At 41.8% G+C, this 22,523-nt stretch carries 21 protein-coding genes; 9 read left to right on the top strand and 12 right to left on the bottom strand.

What is annotated here, in order from left to right; genetic code table 11:
* Positions 1-312: 312 nt before the first annotated feature.
* Positions 313-585 carry an HU family DNA-binding protein gene (locus IEE84_RS04100; RefSeq protein WP_045445077.1) on the bottom strand — a complete coding sequence of 91 codons (273 nt, stop codon included), beginning with the start codon at positions 583-585 and terminating at the stop codon, positions 313-315.
* A 524-nt stretch (positions 586-1,109) separates the two neighbouring features.
* Here IEE84_RS04100 and IEE84_RS04095 point away from each other — a divergent pair.
* From IEE84_RS04095 to fdx, 8 genes are all read left to right on the top strand, one after another.
* Positions 1,110-1,754: a hypothetical protein gene (locus tag IEE84_RS04095; RefSeq protein WP_191114945.1), complete on the top strand. Its 645-nt coding sequence runs from the start codon at positions 1,110-1,112 to the stop codon at positions 1,752-1,754.
* 395 nt (positions 1,755-2,149) lie between these two features.
* Positions 2,150-2,659, top strand: coding sequence for an Rrf2 family transcriptional regulator (locus IEE84_RS04090; RefSeq protein ID WP_057759222.1), 510 nt, complete (start codon positions 2,150-2,152; stop codon positions 2,657-2,659).
* On the top strand, positions 2,656-3,882 hold the full coding sequence (locus IEE84_RS04085; protein ID WP_057759220.1) for an IscS subfamily cysteine desulfurase: 1,227 nt from the start codon (positions 2,656-2,658) through the stop codon (positions 3,880-3,882). The genes IEE84_RS04090 and IEE84_RS04085 overlap by 4 nt, the downstream gene beginning before the upstream one ends.
* Positions 3,883-4,036: 154 nt before the next feature.
* Complete coding sequence (iscU, locus tag IEE84_RS04080; RefSeq protein ID WP_057759218.1) at positions 4,037-4,447, top strand: Fe-S cluster assembly scaffold IscU; 411 nt, start codon at positions 4,037-4,039, stop codon at positions 4,445-4,447.
* Positions 4,448-4,673: 226 nt separating this feature from the next.
* Positions 4,674-4,994 (top strand): iron-sulfur cluster assembly protein IscA, encoded by a 321-nt coding sequence (iscA, locus tag IEE84_RS04075; protein WP_021814983.1) that lies wholly within the window; start codon positions 4,674-4,676, stop codon positions 4,992-4,994.
* Between the two features lie 175 nt (positions 4,995-5,169).
* Complete coding sequence (hscB, locus tag IEE84_RS04070; RefSeq protein WP_191114944.1) at positions 5,170-5,751, top strand: Fe-S protein assembly co-chaperone HscB; 582 nt, start codon at positions 5,170-5,172, stop codon at positions 5,749-5,751.
* A gap of 209 nt (positions 5,752-5,960) precedes the next feature.
* Complete coding sequence (gene hscA, locus IEE84_RS04065) at positions 5,961-7,841, top strand: Fe-S protein assembly chaperone HscA (RefSeq protein ID WP_191114943.1); 1,881 nt, start codon at positions 5,961-5,963, stop codon at positions 7,839-7,841.
* Positions 7,842-7,927: 86 nt separating this feature from the next.
* Positions 7,928-8,266: an ISC system 2Fe-2S type ferredoxin gene (gene fdx / locus IEE84_RS04060; RefSeq protein WP_101206134.1), complete on the top strand. Its 339-nt coding sequence runs from the start codon at positions 7,928-7,930 to the stop codon at positions 8,264-8,266.
* A gap of 97 nt (positions 8,267-8,363) precedes the next feature.
* Here the strand turns inward: fdx and IEE84_RS04055 are convergent, their stop codons facing one another.
* The 5 genes from IEE84_RS04055 to IEE84_RS04035 all read right to left on the bottom strand — a co-directional run bounded on the left by IEE84_RS04055 (position 8,364) and on the right by IEE84_RS04035 (position 16,030).
* The gene (locus IEE84_RS04055; RefSeq protein ID WP_191114942.1) at positions 8,364-9,785 is read right to left on the bottom strand and encodes an adenylate/guanylate cyclase domain-containing protein; all 1,422 of its coding nucleotides are present in this window, start codon (positions 9,783-9,785) and stop codon (positions 8,364-8,366) included.
* Between the two features lie 308 nt (positions 9,786-10,093).
* Positions 10,094-10,525: an HIT domain-containing protein gene (locus tag IEE84_RS04050; RefSeq protein WP_057759208.1), complete on the bottom strand. Its 432-nt coding sequence runs from the start codon at positions 10,523-10,525 to the stop codon at positions 10,094-10,096.
* Positions 10,526-10,674: 149 nt separating this feature from the next.
* Positions 10,675-14,385 carry a transcription-repair coupling factor gene (gene mfd / locus IEE84_RS04045; RefSeq protein WP_191114941.1) on the bottom strand — a complete coding sequence of 1,237 codons (3,711 nt, stop codon included), beginning with the start codon at positions 14,383-14,385 and terminating at the stop codon, positions 10,675-10,677.
* 217 nt (positions 14,386-14,602) lie between these two features.
* Positions 14,603-15,139, bottom strand: a complete 537-nt coding sequence (rraA, locus tag IEE84_RS04040) for a ribonuclease E activity regulator RraA (RefSeq protein WP_191114940.1) — start codon at positions 15,137-15,139, stop codon at positions 14,603-14,605.
* A gap of 189 nt (positions 15,140-15,328) precedes the next feature.
* Positions 15,329-16,030, bottom strand: a complete 702-nt coding sequence (locus IEE84_RS04035) for an NAD-dependent epimerase/dehydratase family protein (protein WP_191114939.1) — start codon at positions 16,028-16,030, stop codon at positions 15,329-15,331.
* Positions 16,031-16,494: 464 nt separating this feature from the next.
* Between IEE84_RS04035 and rpsT the strand changes: the two genes are divergently transcribed.
* Positions 16,495-16,761, top strand: a complete 267-nt coding sequence (gene rpsT, locus IEE84_RS04030; RefSeq protein ID WP_010200097.1) for a 30S ribosomal protein S20 — start codon at positions 16,495-16,497, stop codon at positions 16,759-16,761.
* 155 nt (positions 16,762-16,916) lie between these two features.
* Here rpsT and IEE84_RS13280 read toward each other — a convergent pair whose 3' ends face one another.
* From IEE84_RS13280 to rpsA, 6 genes are all read right to left on the bottom strand, one after another.
* Entirely contained in the window at positions 16,917-17,753 is an 837-nt protein-coding gene (locus IEE84_RS13280; RefSeq protein ID WP_191114938.1) for a histidine phosphatase family protein, read from the bottom strand.
* A gap of 156 nt (positions 17,754-17,909) precedes the next feature.
* Entirely contained in the window at positions 17,910-18,707 is a 798-nt protein-coding gene (locus IEE84_RS04020; protein WP_224737891.1) for a metallophosphoesterase, read from the bottom strand.
* A 224-nt stretch (positions 18,708-18,931) separates the two neighbouring features.
* Positions 18,932-19,630, bottom strand: a complete 699-nt coding sequence (gene pyrF, locus IEE84_RS04015) for an orotidine-5'-phosphate decarboxylase (RefSeq protein ID WP_191114936.1) — start codon at positions 19,628-19,630, stop codon at positions 18,932-18,934.
* Between the two features lie 104 nt (positions 19,631-19,734).
* A complete protein-coding gene (locus tag IEE84_RS04010) occupies positions 19,735-20,142 on the bottom strand; it encodes a lipopolysaccharide assembly protein LapA domain-containing protein (protein ID WP_191114935.1) in 408 nt (135 codons plus the stop codon).
* Between the two features lie 62 nt (positions 20,143-20,204).
* Positions 20,205-20,510 (bottom strand): integration host factor subunit beta, encoded by a 306-nt coding sequence (locus IEE84_RS04005; protein WP_057759195.1) that lies wholly within the window; start codon positions 20,508-20,510, stop codon positions 20,205-20,207.
* A gap of 324 nt (positions 20,511-20,834) precedes the next feature.
* On the bottom strand, positions 20,835-22,523 hold the full coding sequence (gene rpsA / locus IEE84_RS04000) for a 30S ribosomal protein S1 (protein WP_191114934.1): 1,689 nt from the start codon (positions 22,521-22,523) through the stop codon (positions 20,835-20,837).

The following is a 22,523-nucleotide window of genomic DNA, read 5'->3' as shown; positions in this document are numbered from 1 at the left end:
ATTGTAATACTGTTAGGAGCTGTTAAGTGCAACCTGCCAATATCAGTGCTATCTAAGCTCGCAATGGTAAGAGTAAGAGCGTATGCATTTTATAGTAAAAAACGAAATTTACTAAAGAAATCTGACTTAAATGACACACCTATCGCGCGCCCTATGATACGTGATTTTTCATGCAGACTCAAAATATTCACGACGCATGATACAAACTATAGCAATAAAAAAAGCACCTAAATATTAGGTGCTCTCTTCGATGGCTAGCTCATTACTTCAGCTATAGACCATCGACTATCATTTTATGCTTAAAAAATCGGCTTAGTTCAAGCGCTCTTTTAAGTTTTTACCAGCTTTGAAGCTTGGTACTTTGCTTGCTGGAATGCTTAGCTCTTCGCCAGTCTTAGGGTTGCGACCAGTGCGTGCTTTGCGATCTTTTACACTGAAAGTACCAAAGCCAACTAATGAGATGCTATCGCCAGCTTCTAGTGCTTCGCCAACACTTTCCATAACAGCGTTTAGTGCATCACCAGCTTGGGTTTTATTTAGACCACTTTTGTCTGCGATGCTATCAATTAATTCTGACTTATTCATAAAATTTCCTTCAAGTTTAAGGGGGTAATAAATGCTCACGCCAAGTATTGTAACGCTCTCATGGTGCTTACGCAATAAAAACTACCTAACTGGCGCATTAACAGGTTCTTCTTTGTTATCGTCTTTATATCAAGGCAGCATAAGGAGCGCAAGCGATTTTACATATTTTTGTGCTCTACACTACGTATTTGACACCTAATGTTACGCAAAGCGTTAGGAATTTATATATAAGTGGCTCTGCATAACTGAGACGATTGGCTTTCCTATTTTCTATGCTTTGACAGATTTGTCAATTGCCGTCTGTGCATTGCTATACATTAAGTTTGTATATTACTGGTCATAAATAAGAGTGTCTTTATTGACTGCTAAATTGTAATGTAATAGTTTAGCCACTACAGAAACTAGCGTTACTTTTTATTATAAAGACGTTACTATAAGCAAAATATCACTGCAAGTATTGGGCAAATACAGACTTCTGTTTGCTAAATATCTAAAACTTGCTAAATAAAAAACGGATTACTTACATGAAGCGTTCTACGTTGTCTCACTCTTTTCTTAATATCATTTTAGTATTTATCGAGTCGGCGCTGACATTATTGTTACGTTTGGATCCTGAACTGCGTAAGGCCGCTTATCCGCTTGCTAAGCAAGGCACCGTGGTGGCGCTTCGCCTGTATTTACCACATGTAGAAGTATTTGCCACCTTTAGTACCAAGGGCGTGTTACTAGATGCTCAGCTGCCGATTGGTCGTAGTGAGCCTGACGTGGTTATCAATGCCTATAGCATTCAAGTTATCAACGCCATCACCACTCATGATAGCGAAACCACTGAAAAGCTACAGATGCGCGGTGAGTCGATTCAAGTACAACTGGTCAAACAGTTTATTATGCAACTTGGGCTTGGCAGCTTGATCCAAGGGCTGATCAAAAAGATAAAGGGTGGTAAAGCCAAAACCAAACCTACCGAAGTTGATTTGGAAGAAAAAAAGAACAACTACAAACTTCGTATTAAAGAACAGCAAACACAGATTAATACCTTGACCATTAAAAACCGTGAACTTGAAACAACCGTAAGAGAGCTTCAAAGCAAGCAAAAGATGTTGATGATTGTCACTGTTGTCGCGCTTGTCATTATGATCGGCTCAGTCATCGCACTACTGATGAATTAGTTTTGGTTCGCTGAATTACCTATAAATAAGCGTTCAATGTCTTCTATAGATATTGAACGCTTATTTTTTACTTCGTCAAATATATCTGTAGCAGACAAATTAAGCTGCTTGTGTCTCACTCATATATCTCTTCTAAACATCATTGTTTTTATCAATTACAGCAATAAGCTTGATTAACCATTGAACCACACTTTAATCTTGACTAAATTACTCGGGATTAAGTATAATTACCTTAATCGTTGCACACATCGGGTTAATCATCTGTTGTTCAATAACGATAAGACAAAACTTAGCTGACGTATGATTGGTTGCTCTTTTTATCTTATGAGTACTTATTAAGACTTTTGGCTAAGATCGTTGTTAAACATAAATGACATTAAGTTTGGAGATAACACATGCGTTTGACTACTCGGGGCAGATACGCTGTTACCGCATTATTAGATTTGGCATTACAGACTAGCCAACAAGACAGTGCTGTATCGTTATCTGATATCGCCAAACGGCAATCGATTTCAATCTCATATCTTGAACAGTTATTTTCTAAACTCCGTAAACGCGGCCTTGTCACGAGTATTCGCGGTGCTGCAGGTGGTTATCACCTAGCTAAACCATTGAATGAGATAGATGTGATGAGCATCATATCTGCGGTTGATGAGTCAGTAAACGCGATGCAGTGTGAAGGACGCGGTGACTGTCAAGGTGGTACAATGTGCCTAACTCACGATCTGTGGTGTGCACTATCAAATCATATCGAACAGTACTTGAAAAATATAACATTAGCGCAATTATTAGATATGGAAAACGTGCAGTCAGTCTCAGAGCGTCAGCACACCTCTACAAAAGATATTTCCATAAAAGACATTAATACTATTACTCTATCGAACAGCGAGGCAAACCCAGCATGAGCCAACATAACAACCTTATATACTTAGATTATGCCGCCACTACCCCAGTTGCTAAATCAGTAGCTGCTAAAATGAGCGAGTATTTGACTGTAGATGGTGTCTTTGGTAACCCAGCTTCACGCTCACATGGTTACGGCTGGCAAGCGGAAGAAGCAGTAGAAACTGCTCGCGGTCAAGTTGCTGAAGTAATCAACGCTGATCCACGCGAAATCGTCTTTACTTCTGGTGCGACTGAGTCTGATAACCTAGCTATTAAAGGTGCAGCACATTTTTATCAGTCTCGTGGCAAACATATCATTACCAGTAAAATTGAGCACAAAGCTGTATTAGATACTTGCCGTGAGCTTGAGCAAGAAGGTTTTGAGATTACTTATCTTGAGCCACAGCCAAGCACAGGTCTTATCCTGCCAGAGCAAGTAAAAGAAGCACTGCGTGATGATACTATCCTAGTATCACTTATGATGGTAAACAATGAGCTTGGTACTATTACTGATGTTGCAGCGATTGGTGAAATCACTCGCGAAGCTGGCGTAGTTTTCCATGTTGATGGCGCACAGTCTGTTGGTAAAGTAAAAATCAATCTTGAAGAAATGAAAATTGATTTGATGAGCTTCTCAGGTCATAAAGCATACGGCCCTAAAGGTATCGGCGCATTGTTTGTTCGTCGTAAGCCACGTATCCGCTTGAAAGCTGAGCAACATGGCGGTGGTCATGAGCGCGGTATGCGTTCAGGTACACTACCGACGCATCAAATCGTTGGCCTAGGCGCAGCATTTGCTTTGGCTAATGAAAGCTATGAAGCCGACCATGCACATGCAGCCAAACTACGTCAAAAGCTTTGGGATGGCCTACAAGACATCGAAGAGATTTACTTAAACGGTGATCTTGAGAACAGCGTACCAAACATTGTAAACATCAGCTTTAACTTCGTTGAAGGCGAGTCATTGATGATGTCACTTAAAGACTTAGCGGTATCATCAGGTTCAGCCTGTACGTCAGCAACGCTTGAGCCATCATATGTACTACGTGCTATTGGTCGTCCAGATGAATTGGCACATAGTTCAATCCGCTTTAGCTTCGGCCGTTATACCACTGATGAAGACATCGACACTGTTATCAAACAGATGCATGAAGCCGTTGACAAACTACGTGCCCTATCACCACTTTGGGATATGTACCAAGAAGGTGTTGATCTAAACTCAGTCGAGTGGGCTGAGCATTAATTTCTAAGATAGCTTTTTAGTATAGCTAGCAATATATATTTATTAAACAATTGATCAGACAATTAAATTAAGCGTTTGACCCCAATTATCGATGAGTAGTTAGACACTTAAAGTTGATAAACGACTACTCATCATCTAACTAGGAGAAAACCCCATGGCCTATAGTGACCAAGTTATTGATCATTACGAAAACCCACGCAACGTTGGTAATCTTGATAAAAACGCCAAGAACGTTGGTACCGGTATGGTCGGTGCCCCAGCATGTGGCGATGTAATGCGTCTACAAATCCAAGTCGACGATAATGGTATTATCGAAGATGCACGTTTCAAGACTTATGGCTGCGGTTCAGCGATTGCTTCAAGCTCGCTTGTTACTGAGTGGCTAAAAGGTAAGAGCTTGGATCAAGCTGGCGAAATCAAAAACAATGATATCGCTCAAGAGCTAGCATTACCACCAGTAAAAGTGCATTGCTCTGTACTTGCAGAAGATGCCATTAAAGCCGCTATTAGCGACTATAAAGGCAAGCATGGCGTAGCAGCTCCAGCAGAAGAAGCTGCGATTTAAGTTAGGCTAAGCTTGCTAGCGTATGCGCTACGTTGTACTAGCAACGCTAAAGTAGCAATGTGTAATCGCTACTGACGCTAAAGAGGTGACAATGACACTTATGTAATTGTCACCTTTTGTTTTCTAATAGTCGCAAGCCTATGGTTTTGGCAATCTTGTAATTTTGGTTGTCAGTTTATCTAGATTTTTTATTGATATTTATGATTAATAGTCAATGGGAGTTGGCATGATTGAAATGACAGAACGCGCCGCTCAGCATGTTCGAGACTTTTTGGACAATCGCGGCAAAGGCGAAGGCATTCGAGTTGGTATCCGTACGGCGGGTTGCTCGGGCTTGGCTTACGTTTTAGAGTTTGTAGATACCCCTGATGAAAACGACACGCGCTATGAAAGTCGCGGCGTTAGCATTTTCATTGATCCTAAAAGCCTAGTATATTTAGACGGCTTGTTAATGGATTACGAAAAAGAAGGTTTAAACGAAGGCTTTAAATTCACCAACCCTAACCAGAAAGGTGAATGTGGTTGCGGTGAGTCCTTTACAGTTTAATTGTTCAATGGCTGAAAACTGATAGATTTATGCTTCAGCAAACTTGCATAGAAATAGTGCAGTATCTCTACTATCGCTATGAAGAAAGGTTAATGTAATTAAGTACCCAAGCGATTCAGATATTCTTAGCTAGGTCATGAATTCAAAAATAAATAAAAAAGCAAGGCATCAGATTATGACAGATATTACTTCAGAACCACAGTTTGATAACTTCTTTGCCCTATTTGAGCAGCCTGTACAATTTGAAATCAATCAAAACAGTCTAGAGCAACGTTTGCGCCTGCTGCAGAAACGCTATCATCCTGATAATGTTGCCAAAAATCAGACCGATATGGTTCAAGCACAGTTGCAGTCTGAAAAAGCGTCGGCTTTAATTAATCAAGCGTATCAAACGCTAAGCGCTCCTGATAGCCGTGCTGGTTATTTATTAGATATGGCAGATCAAGCACAAAACTTAGAGCACTCAATCGCAGATTTAGACTTTTTAGAAGATGCGATGCAGATGCGTATGGATCTAGATGATGCTATCGAAGACAAAGATCTTGTAGCCTTGCAGCAATTACATCCTCAAATTACAAATCGTCTAGCAAATCAATCTGAGCGCTTTAATAATGCTTATCAAAATCAAGATTGGCAAACAGCGATTGATGCGACACAGAAGCTAAAATTTTTAGTTAAGCTAAATGCTGATGTGACAACTGGGCTTGATGATGTTGCAAATTCATCGCATTCAGATGACGATGACTTATACGTCTAAACATCTGTAGTTATGGCTCTCACTAACAAGCTAGATTCTATATATTTGGTTAAAATAGTGACCGTGATACCGTATAATCTTTGAGTCTAAGCGCATCAAACTGTCAGAATCCGTATTCCATGGAATGAGATTACCGACGTTAAGCTCTCGTACTGCGTATGCTATATTTGCTCCATTTCACTTATTCATTTTATCTCTGAGTTATCCTTATGTCTTTAATGCAAATTGCTGAACCCAATCAAAGCGCTCAACCTCACCAACATAAATTTGGCTTGGGCATCGACCTCGGTACTACACGCTCGTTGGTTGCTGTGGTGCGTTCAGGTAAGGCACAAGTCTTAGAGGCAGGCTCAGCGACAGATACATTATTACCGTCTGTTGTCTATTATCCAGCTACTGGTACGCCATTGGTTGGCTATGACGCCCTAGCGCATTTAGCGGATGATCCAAAAAATACGATCGTCTCGGCTAAGCGTTTTATGGGTCGTAGTCAAGCTGATATCAAATTCTCTCACCCTTATGAGCTGTCTGGTAATAAAGATGATATGCCCGCCTTTGTAACTGCTCAAGGTGAGGTTTCTCCTGTTGCAGTATCGGCGCGTATACTAGCCGCTCTTGAGCAACGTGCAGCAAGCGCTTTACCTGCAGATAGCATTGAAGGTGCCGTGATTACGGTTCCCGCTTATTTTGATGAAGCACAGCGTCAAGCAACCAAAGATGCCGCTCAAGCAGCGGGCATCAAAGTACTTCGCCTGTTGAATGAACCAACAGCGGCTGCGGTCGCTTATGGTCTTGACCAATCATCAGAAGACAGTCAAAAAGAGAGCTATTACTTAATCTATGATTTGGGCGGTGGTACTTTTGACGTCTCTATCTTAAAGCTTACCGACGGTGTCTTTGAAGTATTGGCAACTGGTGGTAATAGCGCACTAGGCGGTGACGATATCGATCGTCTTATTACCAATTGGATCATTAAACAATTAAATATCGATCCAAAAGACGTAAGCCTGCATGACAAATCAATACTAGCTCAACAAGCCAAAGCTTATAAACAAGCATTGACTGACGCTGAGCAAGTGGACATCAATGTGGTTGTCAATGGTCAGTCTTATCAAGGCGTATTAAGCCGTACAGATGTACTAACGATTGTAGAGCCTGTCAGTCGCCGTACGCTCAGTGTGTGCGAACAAGTCCTACGCGATGCCAAGCTGTCTACTACAGATCTAGATGAAGTTATCTTAGTGGGCGGTTCGACTCGTATGCCTGCAGTACAGCAAGTCGTGACTGAATTTTTTGCTAAGCAGCCACTTTGCCGTCTAAATCCAGATGAGGTTGTTGCTTTAGGTGCTGCCCAGACTGCTCATCAATTGGTCAATGGCGATAGTGACAACAATTTATTGTTATTGGACGTGACGCCATTATCATTAGGTCTTGAGACCATGGGCGGTTTGGTTGAAGTACTCATCCCACGCAACACGCCTATCCCTGTGAAGAAACGTCAAGTGTTTACCACTTATCAAGATGGTCAAACAGGCATGGTGATTCACGTGGTGCAAGGTGAGCGTGAAACGGTAGAAAACTGTCGCTCACTTGGACGTTTTGAGCTGTATGGTATCCCGCCAATGAAAGCTGGGTTTGCTCGTATCGAAGTTACCTTTAGTATTGATGCCAACGGTCAGCTTACTGTCAGTGCCCAAGAGACGACGACCAAAACAGAAAGCAAAATCGAGATTGTGCCTTCTTATGGTCTATCAGATGAGCAAAAAGAACAGTTGCTGATTGCAGGATTTAAGCACGCAGAAGAAGACAAAAATGCGCGTTCTTTAATTGAGACCAAAGTAGAAGCGGAACGTGAAGTACTTGCTCTAGAGTCGGCACTTAACGAATTTGCGGCGTTGCTTTCTACTGAAGAACAACAGTTACTAGCAAAGCATATACAAGCGCTACGTAACTCTCTTAGCACTGATGACTTAGCGCTTATTGAAGCACAACAAGCTCAGCTTAAGCCGCATAGTGATGCCTTTGCTGCACGTATTATGAATCAGAGCGTCAAGACCAGTATGGCCGGTACTAGTGCCAAAGACTGGTAATAAATACATCGACATATATCGCTTAGCTGACACGTTAAGCTAACTTCTAATATTTTTTAAATTGATTAGCATCGGACAGATAATTTATGCCAAAAGTTACCGTACTACCCCATCACGAAATTTGCCCTGAAGGCGCAGAAGTTGAGCTACAAGCTGGTGAAAACTTATGCAAGGCACTATTAGAAAAAGGCATCAAAATCGAGCATGCTTGTGAGATGTCAAAAGCTTGTACTACATGCCATGTTGTAGTACGCAAGGGTTTCAACAGTTTAGATGAGATGGATGATATTGAAGCGGATCTGCTTGATCGTGCTTGGGGACTAGAGCCTGACTCACGTTTATCTTGTCAGGTCATGCTTGATGATGAGGATTTGACCATCGAAGTTCCTAAATATACCCTCAATCATGCTAAAGAAAATCATTAAACACTGATAATACTTCCTAGTTAAGATTAAAAAAGGCCAGCTATGTGATAGCTGGCCTTTTTCTATATAGGAATTTGAGACATTAAACTTGAAACGCTTACTTGCGATTGGCGTTCTCACGCTTACTTTCTGCAGCTATGCTCTTTACTACTTTTTCTTCCTCTTGCTCTATGCGTTCCAGCGCAAAATTTAAACGAGCTCTAATATCTTGATAATCATTGTCTTTCATATCTTTAAAATTCAAATGCAAATTGAAACCAGGTAATGTGTGGTCGACCCATTTAGATAAATGACCTGTACTGGCACTAGGATCGAGTACTTGCCATGCATCGACCTTTTCATCAATACCTTTCAAGCAAAATGCGGCAACGTGCTCGCACTCATAGTTATGGCAAATATAATCGTAAGTGCTTTCACTGACCAATATCTGATCTTTGCCCGCACAGGACTCAAGCCTAGAAGCTAGGTTGGCTTCTTTACCAATGATGGTATAGCTTAATCGACTATTACTACCAAAATTACCAACGTGGCAGTAGCCAGTTGTGATACCAACACGTATATATAAGCCTTCAAACCCCATCAACCGCCATTTCTGGCGTAAGGTGCGCATTTCTCGGCGCATATCAATTGCCATCGCCACACAATCTAGTGCATCTTGACGCGAGCCACGGCTATTAGGTTCACCAAAAAAACATACCATGCCATCACCAATAAACTTATCAAGCACTGCACCATGTTTGTCAGCGATCGACGTCATGCAATGCATATAAGTATTGAGAATATCTGCCAAATTATCAGAGCTTAGACTATCAGACAGCTCGGTAAAGCCGACAATATCTGAAAACATGATAGTTATTTTTGCGCGTTTATTAGAAACCTTAACAGGGCTATCCGATTTGACAATAGGCTCCCAAATTTGTGGTGGCACAAATCGAGTCAGTTTATTGATCACTGATACCATCGTATTCAGGCGTCCACTAGCCTGATGGGCACGTACTTTAAAAGTAATATGTTGCTGATAGATACGCCTGAACTGGTACAAAATAACGCCTAAGCTTGCCACCATTACTATCAATGGTAATAGACCTTCATCAAAGTCCATACTATTCGCATTTAAGACTGTGCTAACGTAGAAAAATACAATGATCGTCACGACAGATACAGATAACAGTCTGAGGTGATTCTCAGGTCGGCTAAGAATGATACGTACACCAATCAAAGCAGCCAAACTGATTGATATGACCGTACAGCATTGTAGTGAGCCGATGACAACCGATAATAGAATAATAACGATATTAGACGTCCAAAAGCTGGTCTGACGTCGGTAGTTGTATATCAGTATCATGAGGCTTGGCAATGTGATAATAACCAATAATGCCATTGAGATAGAGCGGAAGTCGTAGTATATAGCACGCAAAACAACCGTCAGTATTAACACGAACACTTCTGGATAGTCAAAATGACATGTCCCGGTGTCCTTTAACGGCGTCATTGGTTTGAATGTCTCTGAGAAGGTCATATGAGATTCACTTGAATAAGGTGAGCTATCTGAGAGACAAAGGCATACTACACTAACATATGTACGTTATTTGTCCTTATGACGATTTATCATAAGATATATCTAATAATATATTATACTTTCGAAATAAGTTTAAACAAGGTTACTGATGACTATAAGGCGACCTTTTGTCTAGTTTATTCATTGTTTTACAGTTTTTATCCAAATTTAAATAAAAAGAGAGGCCAGATACATTTAAGTATTTGGCCTCTCTTTTTATTTAAATTTGAATTCAATCTATTCTTATTGAAGACAGATTGGAATAATAATTACATTTGCCAATCAAACGGCATTTGGTGATGACCACGTAGCGCCATCATCAATGTTTGCTGCATTTGCGCCAATACTTCTTTAGTATATGGCACAGCTGGCACACCCCATACTGGGTTTGGCCATTGCATATCATTCTGATAACGGACAATGTGATGAAAATGAAGTTGTGGTACTTGGTTGCCAAGAGCGGCCACATTCATTTTATCAGCTTGAAAGGTTTTGGCTAACTGACTCGACAACCAGCTCGACTCTCGTAAAAACTGTGTTTGGTCTGCCTCAGACAGCTCATATAACTCTTTGATACCGGATACACGTGGCACTAATATCAGCCAAGGAAATTGGCAGTCATTGATTAAACGACAAGTGGATAATGGAAAATCCCCCACTAAAAAACTATCAGCAGCAAGTTTATGATGAAGTTGGAACATAATGACGGTTCTCTTGTTGTTTAATGCAAATAAAATACAGAAGGTTAAAAGTTAGTTTGGCTATTTTATCAGTTATCTGGTTGATAAAATAGCACCATGATTTATTGCCTTGGAATGACTACCTAGCCTACTTGATATCCAGCCATGTACTAAGCAGGCTCTGTCACCATGTGCTCGCTAAAATAGCGCAGCAGTTCTTGTATGACCGTCACGCGCTGTTGTGGTGTGGCCAGTTTATCGCTATTTTGATAACGGATACCAGATGCACCATTCATACGATAATGCTGACCATTTGATTGGATCAACTTGATAATCGCTAACGCATCAACTGGAGTATCTGGCGCAAATTCCAGCGTCATACTACTACTGTTAGCATCGATTTTATTGATTTTCAGCGGCTCTGCTTGTAAACGTAATCCATGAATAGCGAATAGCTGCTTGGTTTGATCTGGCAGTGCACCGAAGCGATCTATCATTTCCGTGCGAATATCCGTCAATGCTTCTTTATCATCGGTATTACTAATACGTTTGTAAAACAATAAGCGCTGATGCACGTCATGTAGATATTCCTCTGGAATGAGGGCAGAGCTGTGTAGATTGATTTCACTGGTCAACGACAATGGTGTATTTAAATCAGGCTCCTTGCCAGCTTTAATGGCTTTAGTCGCCCGCTCAAGCATATCCATGTACAAGCTAAAACCAATCGCCTGCATATTGCCACTCTGCTGCTTACCCAATATCTCCCCTGCACCGCGAATCTCTAAATCCTCACTTGCCAGCATAAAGCCTGCACCCAAAGTATTGGCACGCTCAATCGCATGCAAACGGCGCTTGGCATCACCTTTGAGGCCTTTAAGGGAAGGCACTAATAAGTAGCAATACGCTTGGTGGTGACTGCGTCCTACTCGGCCTCTCAGCTGATGCAATTGCGCAAGACCAAACTTATCTGCACGCTCAATGATGATCGTATTGGCATTGGGCACATCAATGCCCGTTTCGATAATGGTAGAACAAACCAACACGTTGAATTTTTTATGATAAAACTGCTGCATGATCTGCTCAAGCTGACGCTCTTGCATTTGCCCATGAGCTACTCCTACTCGTGCTTCTGGCACTAGGTCACGAATGGTCTCTGCCATACGCTCAATACTAGCAACATCATTATGTAGTAGATAGACCTGCCCACCACGCAGAAGCTCACGCAATATGGCTTCTTTCATCAAGGCTTCTGTCTTTTGCATCACAAAGGTTTTGATGGCAAGACGACGGGCAGGTGGCGTGGCGATAATCGACATATCGCGCATGCCTGAGAGCGCCATATTAAGCGTTCTAGGGATCGGAGTCGCAGTCATAGACATGCTATCGACATCTGTCTGAATGGCCTTGATACGTTCTTTATGACGCACTCCAAAGCGATGCTCTTCATCAACAATCATCAGTCCAAGGTTGGCAAATTTCACATCCGGTTGTAGCAGTTTATGAGTACCAATGACAATGTCCACTTTGCCAGCAGCCAAATCGGCCAGTACCATTTCTTGATGTTTTTTGCCGCCAAATCGTGACAAGCTTTCAATGCGAACTGGCCAATCGGCAAAACGATCGCGGAAGTTGTCTTCATGCTGACCAGCAAGCAATGTGGTAGGCACCAGTACGGCAACCTGATAACCAGCACTAACGGCAATAAACGCCGCTCGCATCGCGACCTCTGTTTTACCAAAACCAACGTCGCCACAAATAAGACGATCCATCGGCTGGTTTTGTCTCATATCTTCCATAACCGCATGAATAGCGTTGGCCTGGTCAGCGGTTTCTTCAAAGGCAAACTGACTGGCAAATAGCTCATACTGCGATGGGTCTATCTTAAAATGAATGCCAACTTTGGCCTCACGTCTTGCCTGCATATTGAGTAGTTCAGCAGCGACGTCATGAATTTGTTCTAACGCTTTTTGCTTGGCTCGGTCCCATTTACCACTACCAATCTTATGTAGCGGTGCTAAGGCTGGATCGCCGCCACTATAACGACTAATCATTTGCAAATTGGCCACTGGCACATAGATACTAGCGTCATCAGAATATTTTAAGTGGATAAACTCTTGCTCACCATCGCCCACATCTAAGGTAATCAAGCCATTATAACGACCGATACCATGCTCGATATGTACCACTGGACTGCCATCTGTTATTTCAGTGACGCTCTTGACTAAGAACTCTTCTGATACCCCGCTTTGGCGACGACGGCGTGTCTGTAATACTTGACGACCGAACAGCTGTGTCTCACTAATCAACACCAAGCGCTCAGGCACATAGACACCGCGCTCAATTGGCGCTACGGTCAGACCGACATGTGGTAGATGACTGTTATTAATAGCGCTAGTTTTATCTGCGGCTAAAAATGCCTCAAAGCTATCATACGCCTTGATATCAATCTTGCCTTTGAAGAGTTCAATGAGAATCTCGCGACGGCCTGCAGTCTCTGCAACGATTAGTACGGGTGTTGAAGTCTTTGATTGCGTATCCAAGAAGTCGAGCAATTCGGATAATGGTTCAGACTTTTGATGATTGACTGCTAATTGTGGCGGCTCTTGAGCACTTAATGTCACCAGTCCTTGTTGTTTAGTGACACTCGATGGCAATGGTATTTGTGAGGCATCTATACTTTCTGGCACTACCACATCATTCATCGTAGCCAGTTTATCACGAGCACTTAATATTACTCTTGGGTACTGGTTTAGCTGTTCGTTAAGCGCGTTAGATAATAGATACAGCATTGCTGGCTCTACGATAGGCTTATCAATATCATGGCGACGCTCTTCGTAGCGGCGCTGGATTTGTGACCAGTAATCAGCTTGTTTTTCATGGATTAATTCATCGGTGATAAACAACGCATCGCTTGGTAAATAGGAAAATAAGCTACTCTCCGCTTCCCAATCTTTTAAGTCAAAAAATAGCGGCTGATAATACTCTAATCCGCTACTAGCAATCCCTGCCATTACGTCTTTGTGCAGCTCAGACTTACGGCTACTGGTATTAGGGAACATCGCAGCAAAGTTCGTGCGAAACGTCTCACGCCCTTCATCAAGCGGAAACTCTTTTGCAGGCAAGATTTGAAACTGTTCGATAGGTTTAGAGATATCTGGCATCTTATGCAGTAGTGACAATGACTCCTTCGTCATACTCGTATCGTTGCCCGTCAACATCGCCTTCAAATCATCAGCAGTCAATGTACGCTGCGTTTGAGGATGAAAAAAGCGAATGGTTTCAATTTCATCATCGAACAAGTCTAAACGTAGCGGAAAAGGCTGACCCATGGCAAAAATATCAATAATACTGCCACGTACTGCAAACTCACCTGGTTCAAAGACATTTTCAACCGCGCGATAACCTGCTTTTGCCAATAGCCCACGTTGGGTATTGATATCAAAACGATCGCCGACACTCAAATCAAAATGCTGTCCAATCAACCAGCTTGGCGGTGCGACGCGATGCATGAGCGCTTGTATTGAAATAAGTAGCACGCCCGTTTTTGGCATATCCGTCAACAGATTGATACGTTCGCTAACGATGTCTTGATGTGGAGATAGCTCATCATAGGTTAGCGTTTCCCAGTCAGGGAATACGTAAGCATCGACTCCGCAAAATGCCAGCTCAGTCTCTATTTGATTGAGTTGGTTTTGGTCACGTGCCACCACAACTTTTAGGCGCTCGGCAACATTCCACATAGGTGTTTGCACCAAGCTTGCCAACCATAAACTGCTGACCGCACCATGGACAGGCGCTAGCCAACGCCGCTCGGCATTTTGGATAGGAAACAACTGCTGGTTAATAGGGTCAAACGCGTCAGTCAAAGCAGTAATAGGCATAAAGAATAGGATCAAAGTTAAGGAGTCAGAAAGCTATTATACGAATATTTGAGCAATTACCAAAACTTATGCCGTAACGGTTTGTCACTTAAAAGTTTACTCATTAATGATTGAGGGTTAACAACGATTATTGCGCTTTAACTGTCATTACATAATAAAAAACCCCAACTTATCAGCTGAGGTTTTCGTTTTTACTAATCAAGCCAAGCCTAAAACTTCAGCTGATAAGTGGTTTATCGCTAGCGATGATGCCATTGTTATCAGCATAAACGAACATACCCGAGTTCAACGTCAAATCACCAAAACTAATTTCGATATCCGTTTGACCTTCATCACGGCGGGTCGATTTACGCGGGATACAACCAAGCGCCATTACACCAAGATCCATCTCTGCCATGTCATCAATATCGCGGACACAGCCATATACAATAACCCCAGCCCAGCCGTTATCGATAGCTGATTGTGCAATCATATCACCTAGTAATGCACAGCGCATAGAGCCGCCGCCATCAACGACCAACACTTTGCCATTGCCTTCTTTGTCTTTGCCATCGCTATTCAACAGTGACTTAACGCGGCTATTGTCTTCAAAGCACTTAACCGTCACGATTTCACCGCAGAATTTGTCTTTCGCACCAAACTGACGGAATGACTTGCCTTCGATATTTGGTAAGCATACTTGCGACTCAGGATTGGCATCCAATAGATCACAAGTGACAAAATTCCCTCTATCCATTTGTATCGATTCTGACATTGCTCCTGCTCCTTGTTTTAGTGATTCAACTGACTGGTGTTTCAATATTTATTGATGCTTTGATAATAGTTATTGTATTTTTTACTCTTGTACTATGGTTTTGATGCAAACTTGTTCTGACACAATTAAAAATCGATACCTGTATTTTCCCAATTTCGAGACTTAGTCTGTCATTAGAAAAACCGTCATTTATTTTTTGACCCGGGTCATCGCTAGCATCTGCTTATTTTCGATAATGTCGATATGCTTAATTTGAGGTTCAGTACGATATTTACTACGATGGTAGATATCATGAGCACTCATGGCCATAGCACTGGCAACGCGTTTAGCAGAAATAGGATGTAACGATAGTGACTCTGACACGAGCGGCGAGATGAGTTTAAAGGCTTTTTGACCAAGGCTCTCAAGCGGACGACCTTTATGTTTACCAAGCAATAATGACGGACGGAAGACAACCAATTGGCCAAAATCTAATGCCATAACAGCCTGCTCTGTCTCAGCCTTGACTCGATTGTATAAAAAACGACTGTCAATATCTGCATTCATTGAAGAGAGTAAAAAGAAATTCTCTACCCCCTTATCACGACATAACTTGGCAAAGTTTACGTTATAGTCTCGATCTACTTTGCGAAAAGCCTCATCACTACCAGCCTGTTTTTTTGTTGTACCCAAACAACTAAAAGCATCCGTGGTTCGATCGGCACCAACGCTTGCAAACACTTCAGAGAGATTATCAAAATCATTGATTTGATAAAAACGCATGCTGGCATTAATGTAGCGTGGCGGACGACGAGCAATCACAATCAACGTGTCATAAAGCTCACTCAGTTGCTTTACCAAATGCTGCCCTACTAATCCTGTTGCGCCAATCACAATTGCTTTTCGCTGCATATCCTATCCACTTATATAACATTAGATGAACTATATTGATGAGAAAATACCTATATCAAGGTCTATCGTTAGAATATCATACCTAAATTCCTCAATAACTGACGCTATTATATAGGATATATTGTAAGAGATTTTATCAACGCTCTATGTCTGTCAGCGCTTACTATTGATTTAGTTACTAGAATGACCCAAATTCGATGATATTACGTAACTTCTTTGAGCATTAATCATCAAATATATTGTCCTTAGTTCAATAATTTGCTAAGATAATCGGCTTTACACGTCAACGCTGTTTAATTATTCCAAACAGCTCTGACGCTTACGATGATCTATTCATATTAGATACTTTAATATCAGACATCGACATCATATTTGACGAGACGGCTGCTCGTCACCGATGATTGTTAAACCCATTATTGCAATCAACATTCATATTTTTATCTATCTTTATCAAGGAGATACGCGTGGCTAATACTGCACAAGCTCGTAAACGCGCCCGTCAAAACACCAAACGTCGTCAGAACTCTGCGTCACAACGCTCTATGGTTCGTACTTACTTAAAACGTGTTGATGCGGCTATCGCAGCTAAAGATTATGACGCGGCTACCGAAGCTTACAAAAAAGCGGTACCAGTTCTTGATCGTATGGCTGACAAAGGTATTATTCATAAGAATAAAGCTGCTCGTCGTAAGAGCCGCCTAAACAAAACAATCAAAGGCTTACAAGCTTAAGATTTGTATTGGTTAGACCGCATTTCGCTTTTATAGCGTAATGACTAAAACCTTGTCACTGGTTCTAATACCATGGCAAGGTTTTTTTATGCCTATTCAAAACGTATTCAATGAACAGCTTCCCTACGAAATCGTCTCAATGTTTGAATAAAACATCAATTCCACTGCACTTCTGGCGGCAATAGCAACTTGCTAGGATGATAGCCAGCTGCACGATAACCGTCTAACAATGAACTAATCGGCCGAGTATATACCTGACCCCGCCAAATAAAATGGGCGCTCGCTTGATCAAATGGCTTATCATCGAACCATAAGAACACGCCTTCCATCATCTTTGGCCAATCATTCCAATCAATCTCTACCACATCGAACATAACTGCTAAGAACGCAGATAGCAACGTATCATGACTCACAGCAAGCATCAGATGGCCATGCTGCGGCTGATTCTGGTAAAAAAGCGACAGGATATCCAAACCGCCTTGATAGGTGTTTTTAGTCCCTTCGAGATTGCCTTGCAAAAAACGATTAATAAAGTTCAACACGCCAATTTCTTTGAACACAGGATTGGCTACTTCAGGCTCAGTGACAAGACTGCCAGGCTCAACCAACAACGACTGATGTGTAATACCACGCCGTAGTCCAGCCCCCTCTTGCATCAGCTGCGCGGTATCAATACAACGCCCAATGGGGCTAGAGATACTATCGACGTCGAGCGAATATGGTAGATGACCTGATAACCACCGACCCCAAGACTTTGCCAGTATGCGGCCTTTAGGAGTCAACGGTAACTGATAGCTGGCAAAGCCATTACCATCAGAGCGCTCGCGTAAAGAGTGCCTCGTAAATAGAATCAGCCGCTTGTTTTCAGGCAATAGACTGACGGAGGAGATCATGCTATCTGGTAGGTGCGAAGGTGCAGGCGCGTTTGGGGTGTGACTCGCAAGCTTGTCAGCAGATATTTTTGACAGGGTGTTATTCAGATATTTACTCATGACAGCAAGCCTAGCAGATTTCTTATCAGGAATGAACCACAGACAAATCTAGTTGCAATATATCTTATAAATACTCTGCACTCTTTTAAAAAAACGCTTTATTCAAAAGAGTCTATACCTAGAATAAATGAAGATTTGCCAGATATTTACACAGTTCTAGCCAATATCAATAACTTTGTCCCACGCGAACTCTAGTGCAGTACTGCTAACTTCATTTGGATAAGCTCGTGGATTGACGATCACTCGCGTATTACCAATTTTATAATCAAATGCTTCATGAGTATGTCCATGTACCCAAAGCATCGGTGCCCAATCCTCATGCATCCATCCTGACAAGTCACTGACGAAAGCCGCATTACTCGGTAGATTGGCATATTTTTCAGACACCGATAATGCACTGACGCTGTGATGACTCATGACTACTGTTTTTTTACCAAGTTTATGAGATTCGATCAAAGCTTGCTGCAGCCACTGACGATGCTCCGCATGAATCTGCATAGATACTTCAGGTGAAAACAATTCGTTGCCTGCATAGATTTGCTTATAGTCACGCATAAAATGCCTAGCAGCAGCCATGGTGTCTTCGTTAGCATGATACTGATAATCTGTCCAAAGCGTACAACCTAAGAGGCGTATATCACCGATATCGATATGCTGACATTGTAATACGCGAACACCCTTTTTAGACGCAGTATCATAGTTATCCCAAGTTGCCAGTTTATGGTCAAAGTTCAAGACGTCTTCATCAAAGTATTCATGATTACCAGCGATAGTAATTAGTGGAACTTCTAAGCGCGCTGCTTGTTCTTGCAACCACGGCATACCTTTGTCGCTATTAGCAGTATCTCCTGCTACTAATACTAACTCTGCATCGGTTTTAGGAATGTGTCCAATGGGGTGCGACTGACGTGCATAACTATCAATATGTAAGTCACTCAATATCTGTAATTTCATATTATCCAACATCATTTAGTGGCGTTATTATTAAAAATCTAATTAGCGATAAACGCTCATAGCAGTACTACTGATATTTAGCTAAATAAGCGTTTTTCATATAGTTATTATATTTTAGAAAGGTTGTAAGAATAAATTTAAGTAGTGTAGCAGCTTTTTCTTTGCCATCAAAAAGTAAAAAGACAGCCATTTAGGCTGTCTTTTTACTTAACATCTATTCAAACTTAAATACTTTGAAGTATTGTCTGTAGTTTAGCAGCAGGGTCTGAAGCTTGAGTGATCGAACGACCAATGACTAAATAATCAGAACCGTCTATTAGCGCCTGACTTGGTGTACAGATACGTTTTTGATCATCTGCATTGTCTTCAGCTAAGCGAATACCAGGCGTCACCAGTTTAAAATCCTGACCACATAACGCTTTAAGTGCCTTTGCTTCTTGAGCCGAGCAAACTACCCCATCAAGACCAGCTTGCTTAGTCAGTTGTGCTAGTCGGCTGACTTGGGTATCTAAGCTATCAGTAATGCCTGTTTGCATCAACGCTTCACTATCCATAGAGGTTAATACAGTGACTGCGATAAGCAAGGTATCGAGACCTCTATCTAGCAAGCGCTGTTTCGCCAACGACATGGCCTCTAGACCTGCGCTTGCATGGACATTCACCATCCATACACCAAGTTCAGCGGCAGCCAATACTGCTTGAGCAGTGGTATTCGGAATGTCATGAAATTTTAAGTCTAAGAACACTTCAAAATCACGTTGATGCAGTGCCTTGATGATATCAGGGCCACAACGCGTAAACAGCTCTTTACCGACTTTCAATCGACATTGAGACGGATCTAACTGGTCAGCTAACGCTAGAGACGCCTCTACCGTCATATTGTCTAGAGCGACGACAATTGGAGAGTTAATTACATTATTCATGGTTTTACCATATATTTTGAAGTTATCAAAGTATTGTATTTGAGGTCAGTACTGCTATTTTTGAGCTATCACCTAGCAGATCACATAAAAAATTACCTAACGACTTAATCTCGTCTACGCTTAGACAGAGTAGAGCCTTCAGTTAGGCTAGTTGCGTCAGTGTTTTGCACATTGGCAGCAGAAGCACCATAAACAGCTTCATCCACTGTCGGCGCGCTTGCCTGACGATCGATAACTGTATTGGCTTGAGTCAATTGCTCTTGTAGATTTGCGTTTGCTTTTTGCAGACGTGAGATTTCCCACTTATTCTGCAGCACACGAAAGATAAGTAATGCCAGTAAAATACCAATAACAATACCTAGTATCAAACACAAAATAAGTAGCAACCCTAGATTCATCGTAGGTGCTTGTGAAAACAGTAGGTTGACTCCGACCTCAGTATTATTTGCCAATACCAAACCAAGTGAATAGGCAAAGCTCAAGAATAGCAATACAAATAGTAGAAAGCGCATGAGACAGTTACCTCAGTTTGGAGTGATAAATTTTGACGGTTCAATAGTCAGTACTGGTTTAACTAACCGTTTGCTACCGTATCGTTTACTGCTTCGCGTAAGGCCTTGCCTGGCTTAAAGTGTGGAATAGCTTTAGCCGGTACAGGTACACTTTCACCTGTCTTAGGATTGCGTCCCATACGGGCACGGCGGTGATGTAGACAAAAACTACCGAATCCGCGAACTTCGACTCGGCCATCATTGGCTAAAGTATGGGTCATCAAGTTTAAGATTTCACGCACTGCGTCATCAACCACGGTGTCTGCCATGTTGTCACAGTTTGCACTCAAATTACTAATAAATTCGGATTTGTTAATCGCTTGCTGCATTATTACGCTTGCCTTGTTGATTGATGGATAAGCTGATGATAAGTCAACGCTCTATAGTACGTAAATGCGTTTGTATAATTAAACTATATATACTTAATCTTTGAAAACTAACATTCAGAATCATATTCTGACTATAAAAAGCTTATAACTATCATCTCATTACTCAATGGTGCAAATGATAGCGGATATTAGCGTAAATGGGAATAAGAGTTTGCCCATTTGGCTAAAAACCTTTATTACTAACTGTGTTAATAAAATCTAATCATAAAAAAAAGCGACCGAAGTCGCTTTTTTTATATTACTTTTATATCAATAGTTTGCAGCTTACTGCATTTGCTCTTTGATCAAATCACCAATAGTTTTTGGTTGTGCATCAGAACCTGGAGCAGCAGTAGTGTTCGTGCTGCTTAGTTCTTTAATCGCTTGACGCTCTTCAGCTTCGTCTTTCGCTTTGATAGACAAGTTGATGTTGCGTGTTTTACGATCAACACTGATGATTTTCGCTTCAACGTCATCACCAACAGTCAGATGCTTAGTTGCATCTTCAACGCGGTCACGTTGGATTTCAGAAGCACGTAGATAAGCTTCAACTTCGTCAGCAAGTTCGATAGTAGCACCTTTAGCGTCTACTTCTTTTACTTTACCATTAACGATAGCACCACGGTCATTGTTGACTAGGTATTCGTTGAATGGATCAGAGCTTAACTGCTTAACGCCTAGGCTGATACGGTTAGCTTCTGCATCTACAGACAATACCATTGCTTCAACGGTGTCACCTTTGTTGTAGTTACGGATAGCATCTTCGCCAGTTTCGTTCCAAGAGATATCAGATAGATGAACAAGACCATCAATACCACCGTCTAGACCGATAAAGATACCGAAGTCAGTGATTGATTTGATAGTACCAGTGATTTTATCACCGCGCTCATGTTTCTTATCAAACTCATCCCATGGGTTAGCTAGAGTTTGTTTGATACCTAGGCTGATACGACGACGTTCTTCATCGATATCAAGAATCATTACTTCAACTTCATCGCCCACTTGAACAACTTTAGATGGGTGGATGTTTTTGTTGGTATGATCCATTTCTGATACGTGTACTAGACCTTCGATACCTTCAGAAATCTCAGCGAAACAACCATAGTCAGTCAAGTTGGTTACGCGAGCTTTTACAACACTACCTACTGGGTAAGTGCCGCCAACGTTATCCCAAGGATCAGTACCAAGTTGTTTTAGACCTAGGCTAACGCGGTTGCGTTCACGGTCAAACTTCAATACTTTAACTTTTAGGTCTTGGCCAACTTCAACAACTTCAGATGGATGCTTGATACGGCGCCATGCCATGTCAGTGATGTGCAATAGACCATCGATACCACCTAGATCAACGAACGCGCCGTAATCAGTAAGGTTCTTAACGATACCTTCGATCTCGATGCCTTCTTCAAGCTTGTTCAATAGCTCTTCGCGCTCAGCTGAGTTTTCAGCTTCCATAACTGCACGACGGCTAACAACAACGTTGTTGCGCTTCTGGTCAAGTTTGATGACTTTGAATTCTAGCTCTTTGCCTTCAAGATGCGTTGTATCACGGATAGGACGTACATCTACCAATGAACCTGGTAAGAACGCGCGTACTGAACCGATATCTACAGTGAAACCGCCTTTAACTTTGCTTGAGATAATACCTTTAACGATTTCATCGTTATCAGCGATTTTTTCAAGGAAGTTCCAAGTTTCAACACGTTTAGCTTTCTCACGTGACAGCAAGGTTTGACCCATGCCGTTATCAACCGCTTCAACTACGACATCAACGCTATCGCCAACTTCAACTTCAAGTTCGCCTTCTTCGCTTAAAAACTCTTCACGAGCGACGATACCTTCAGATTTAAGACCAGTATCTACTGTGATCCAATCGCTATCGATGGCCACAACAGCACCTGTAATAACCGAGCCACGCTCGATATCTAGGCCCTGCTCTTCAATGCTCGCTTCAAATAGTTCAGCAAATGATTCCAT

Origin of the sequence: Psychrobacter sp. 28M-43 (assembly GCF_014770435.1) — a bacterium.
GTDB lineage: Bacteria > Pseudomonadota > Gammaproteobacteria > Pseudomonadales > Moraxellaceae > Psychrobacter.
This window is presented reverse-complemented; position numbering and strand designations above follow the sequence as displayed.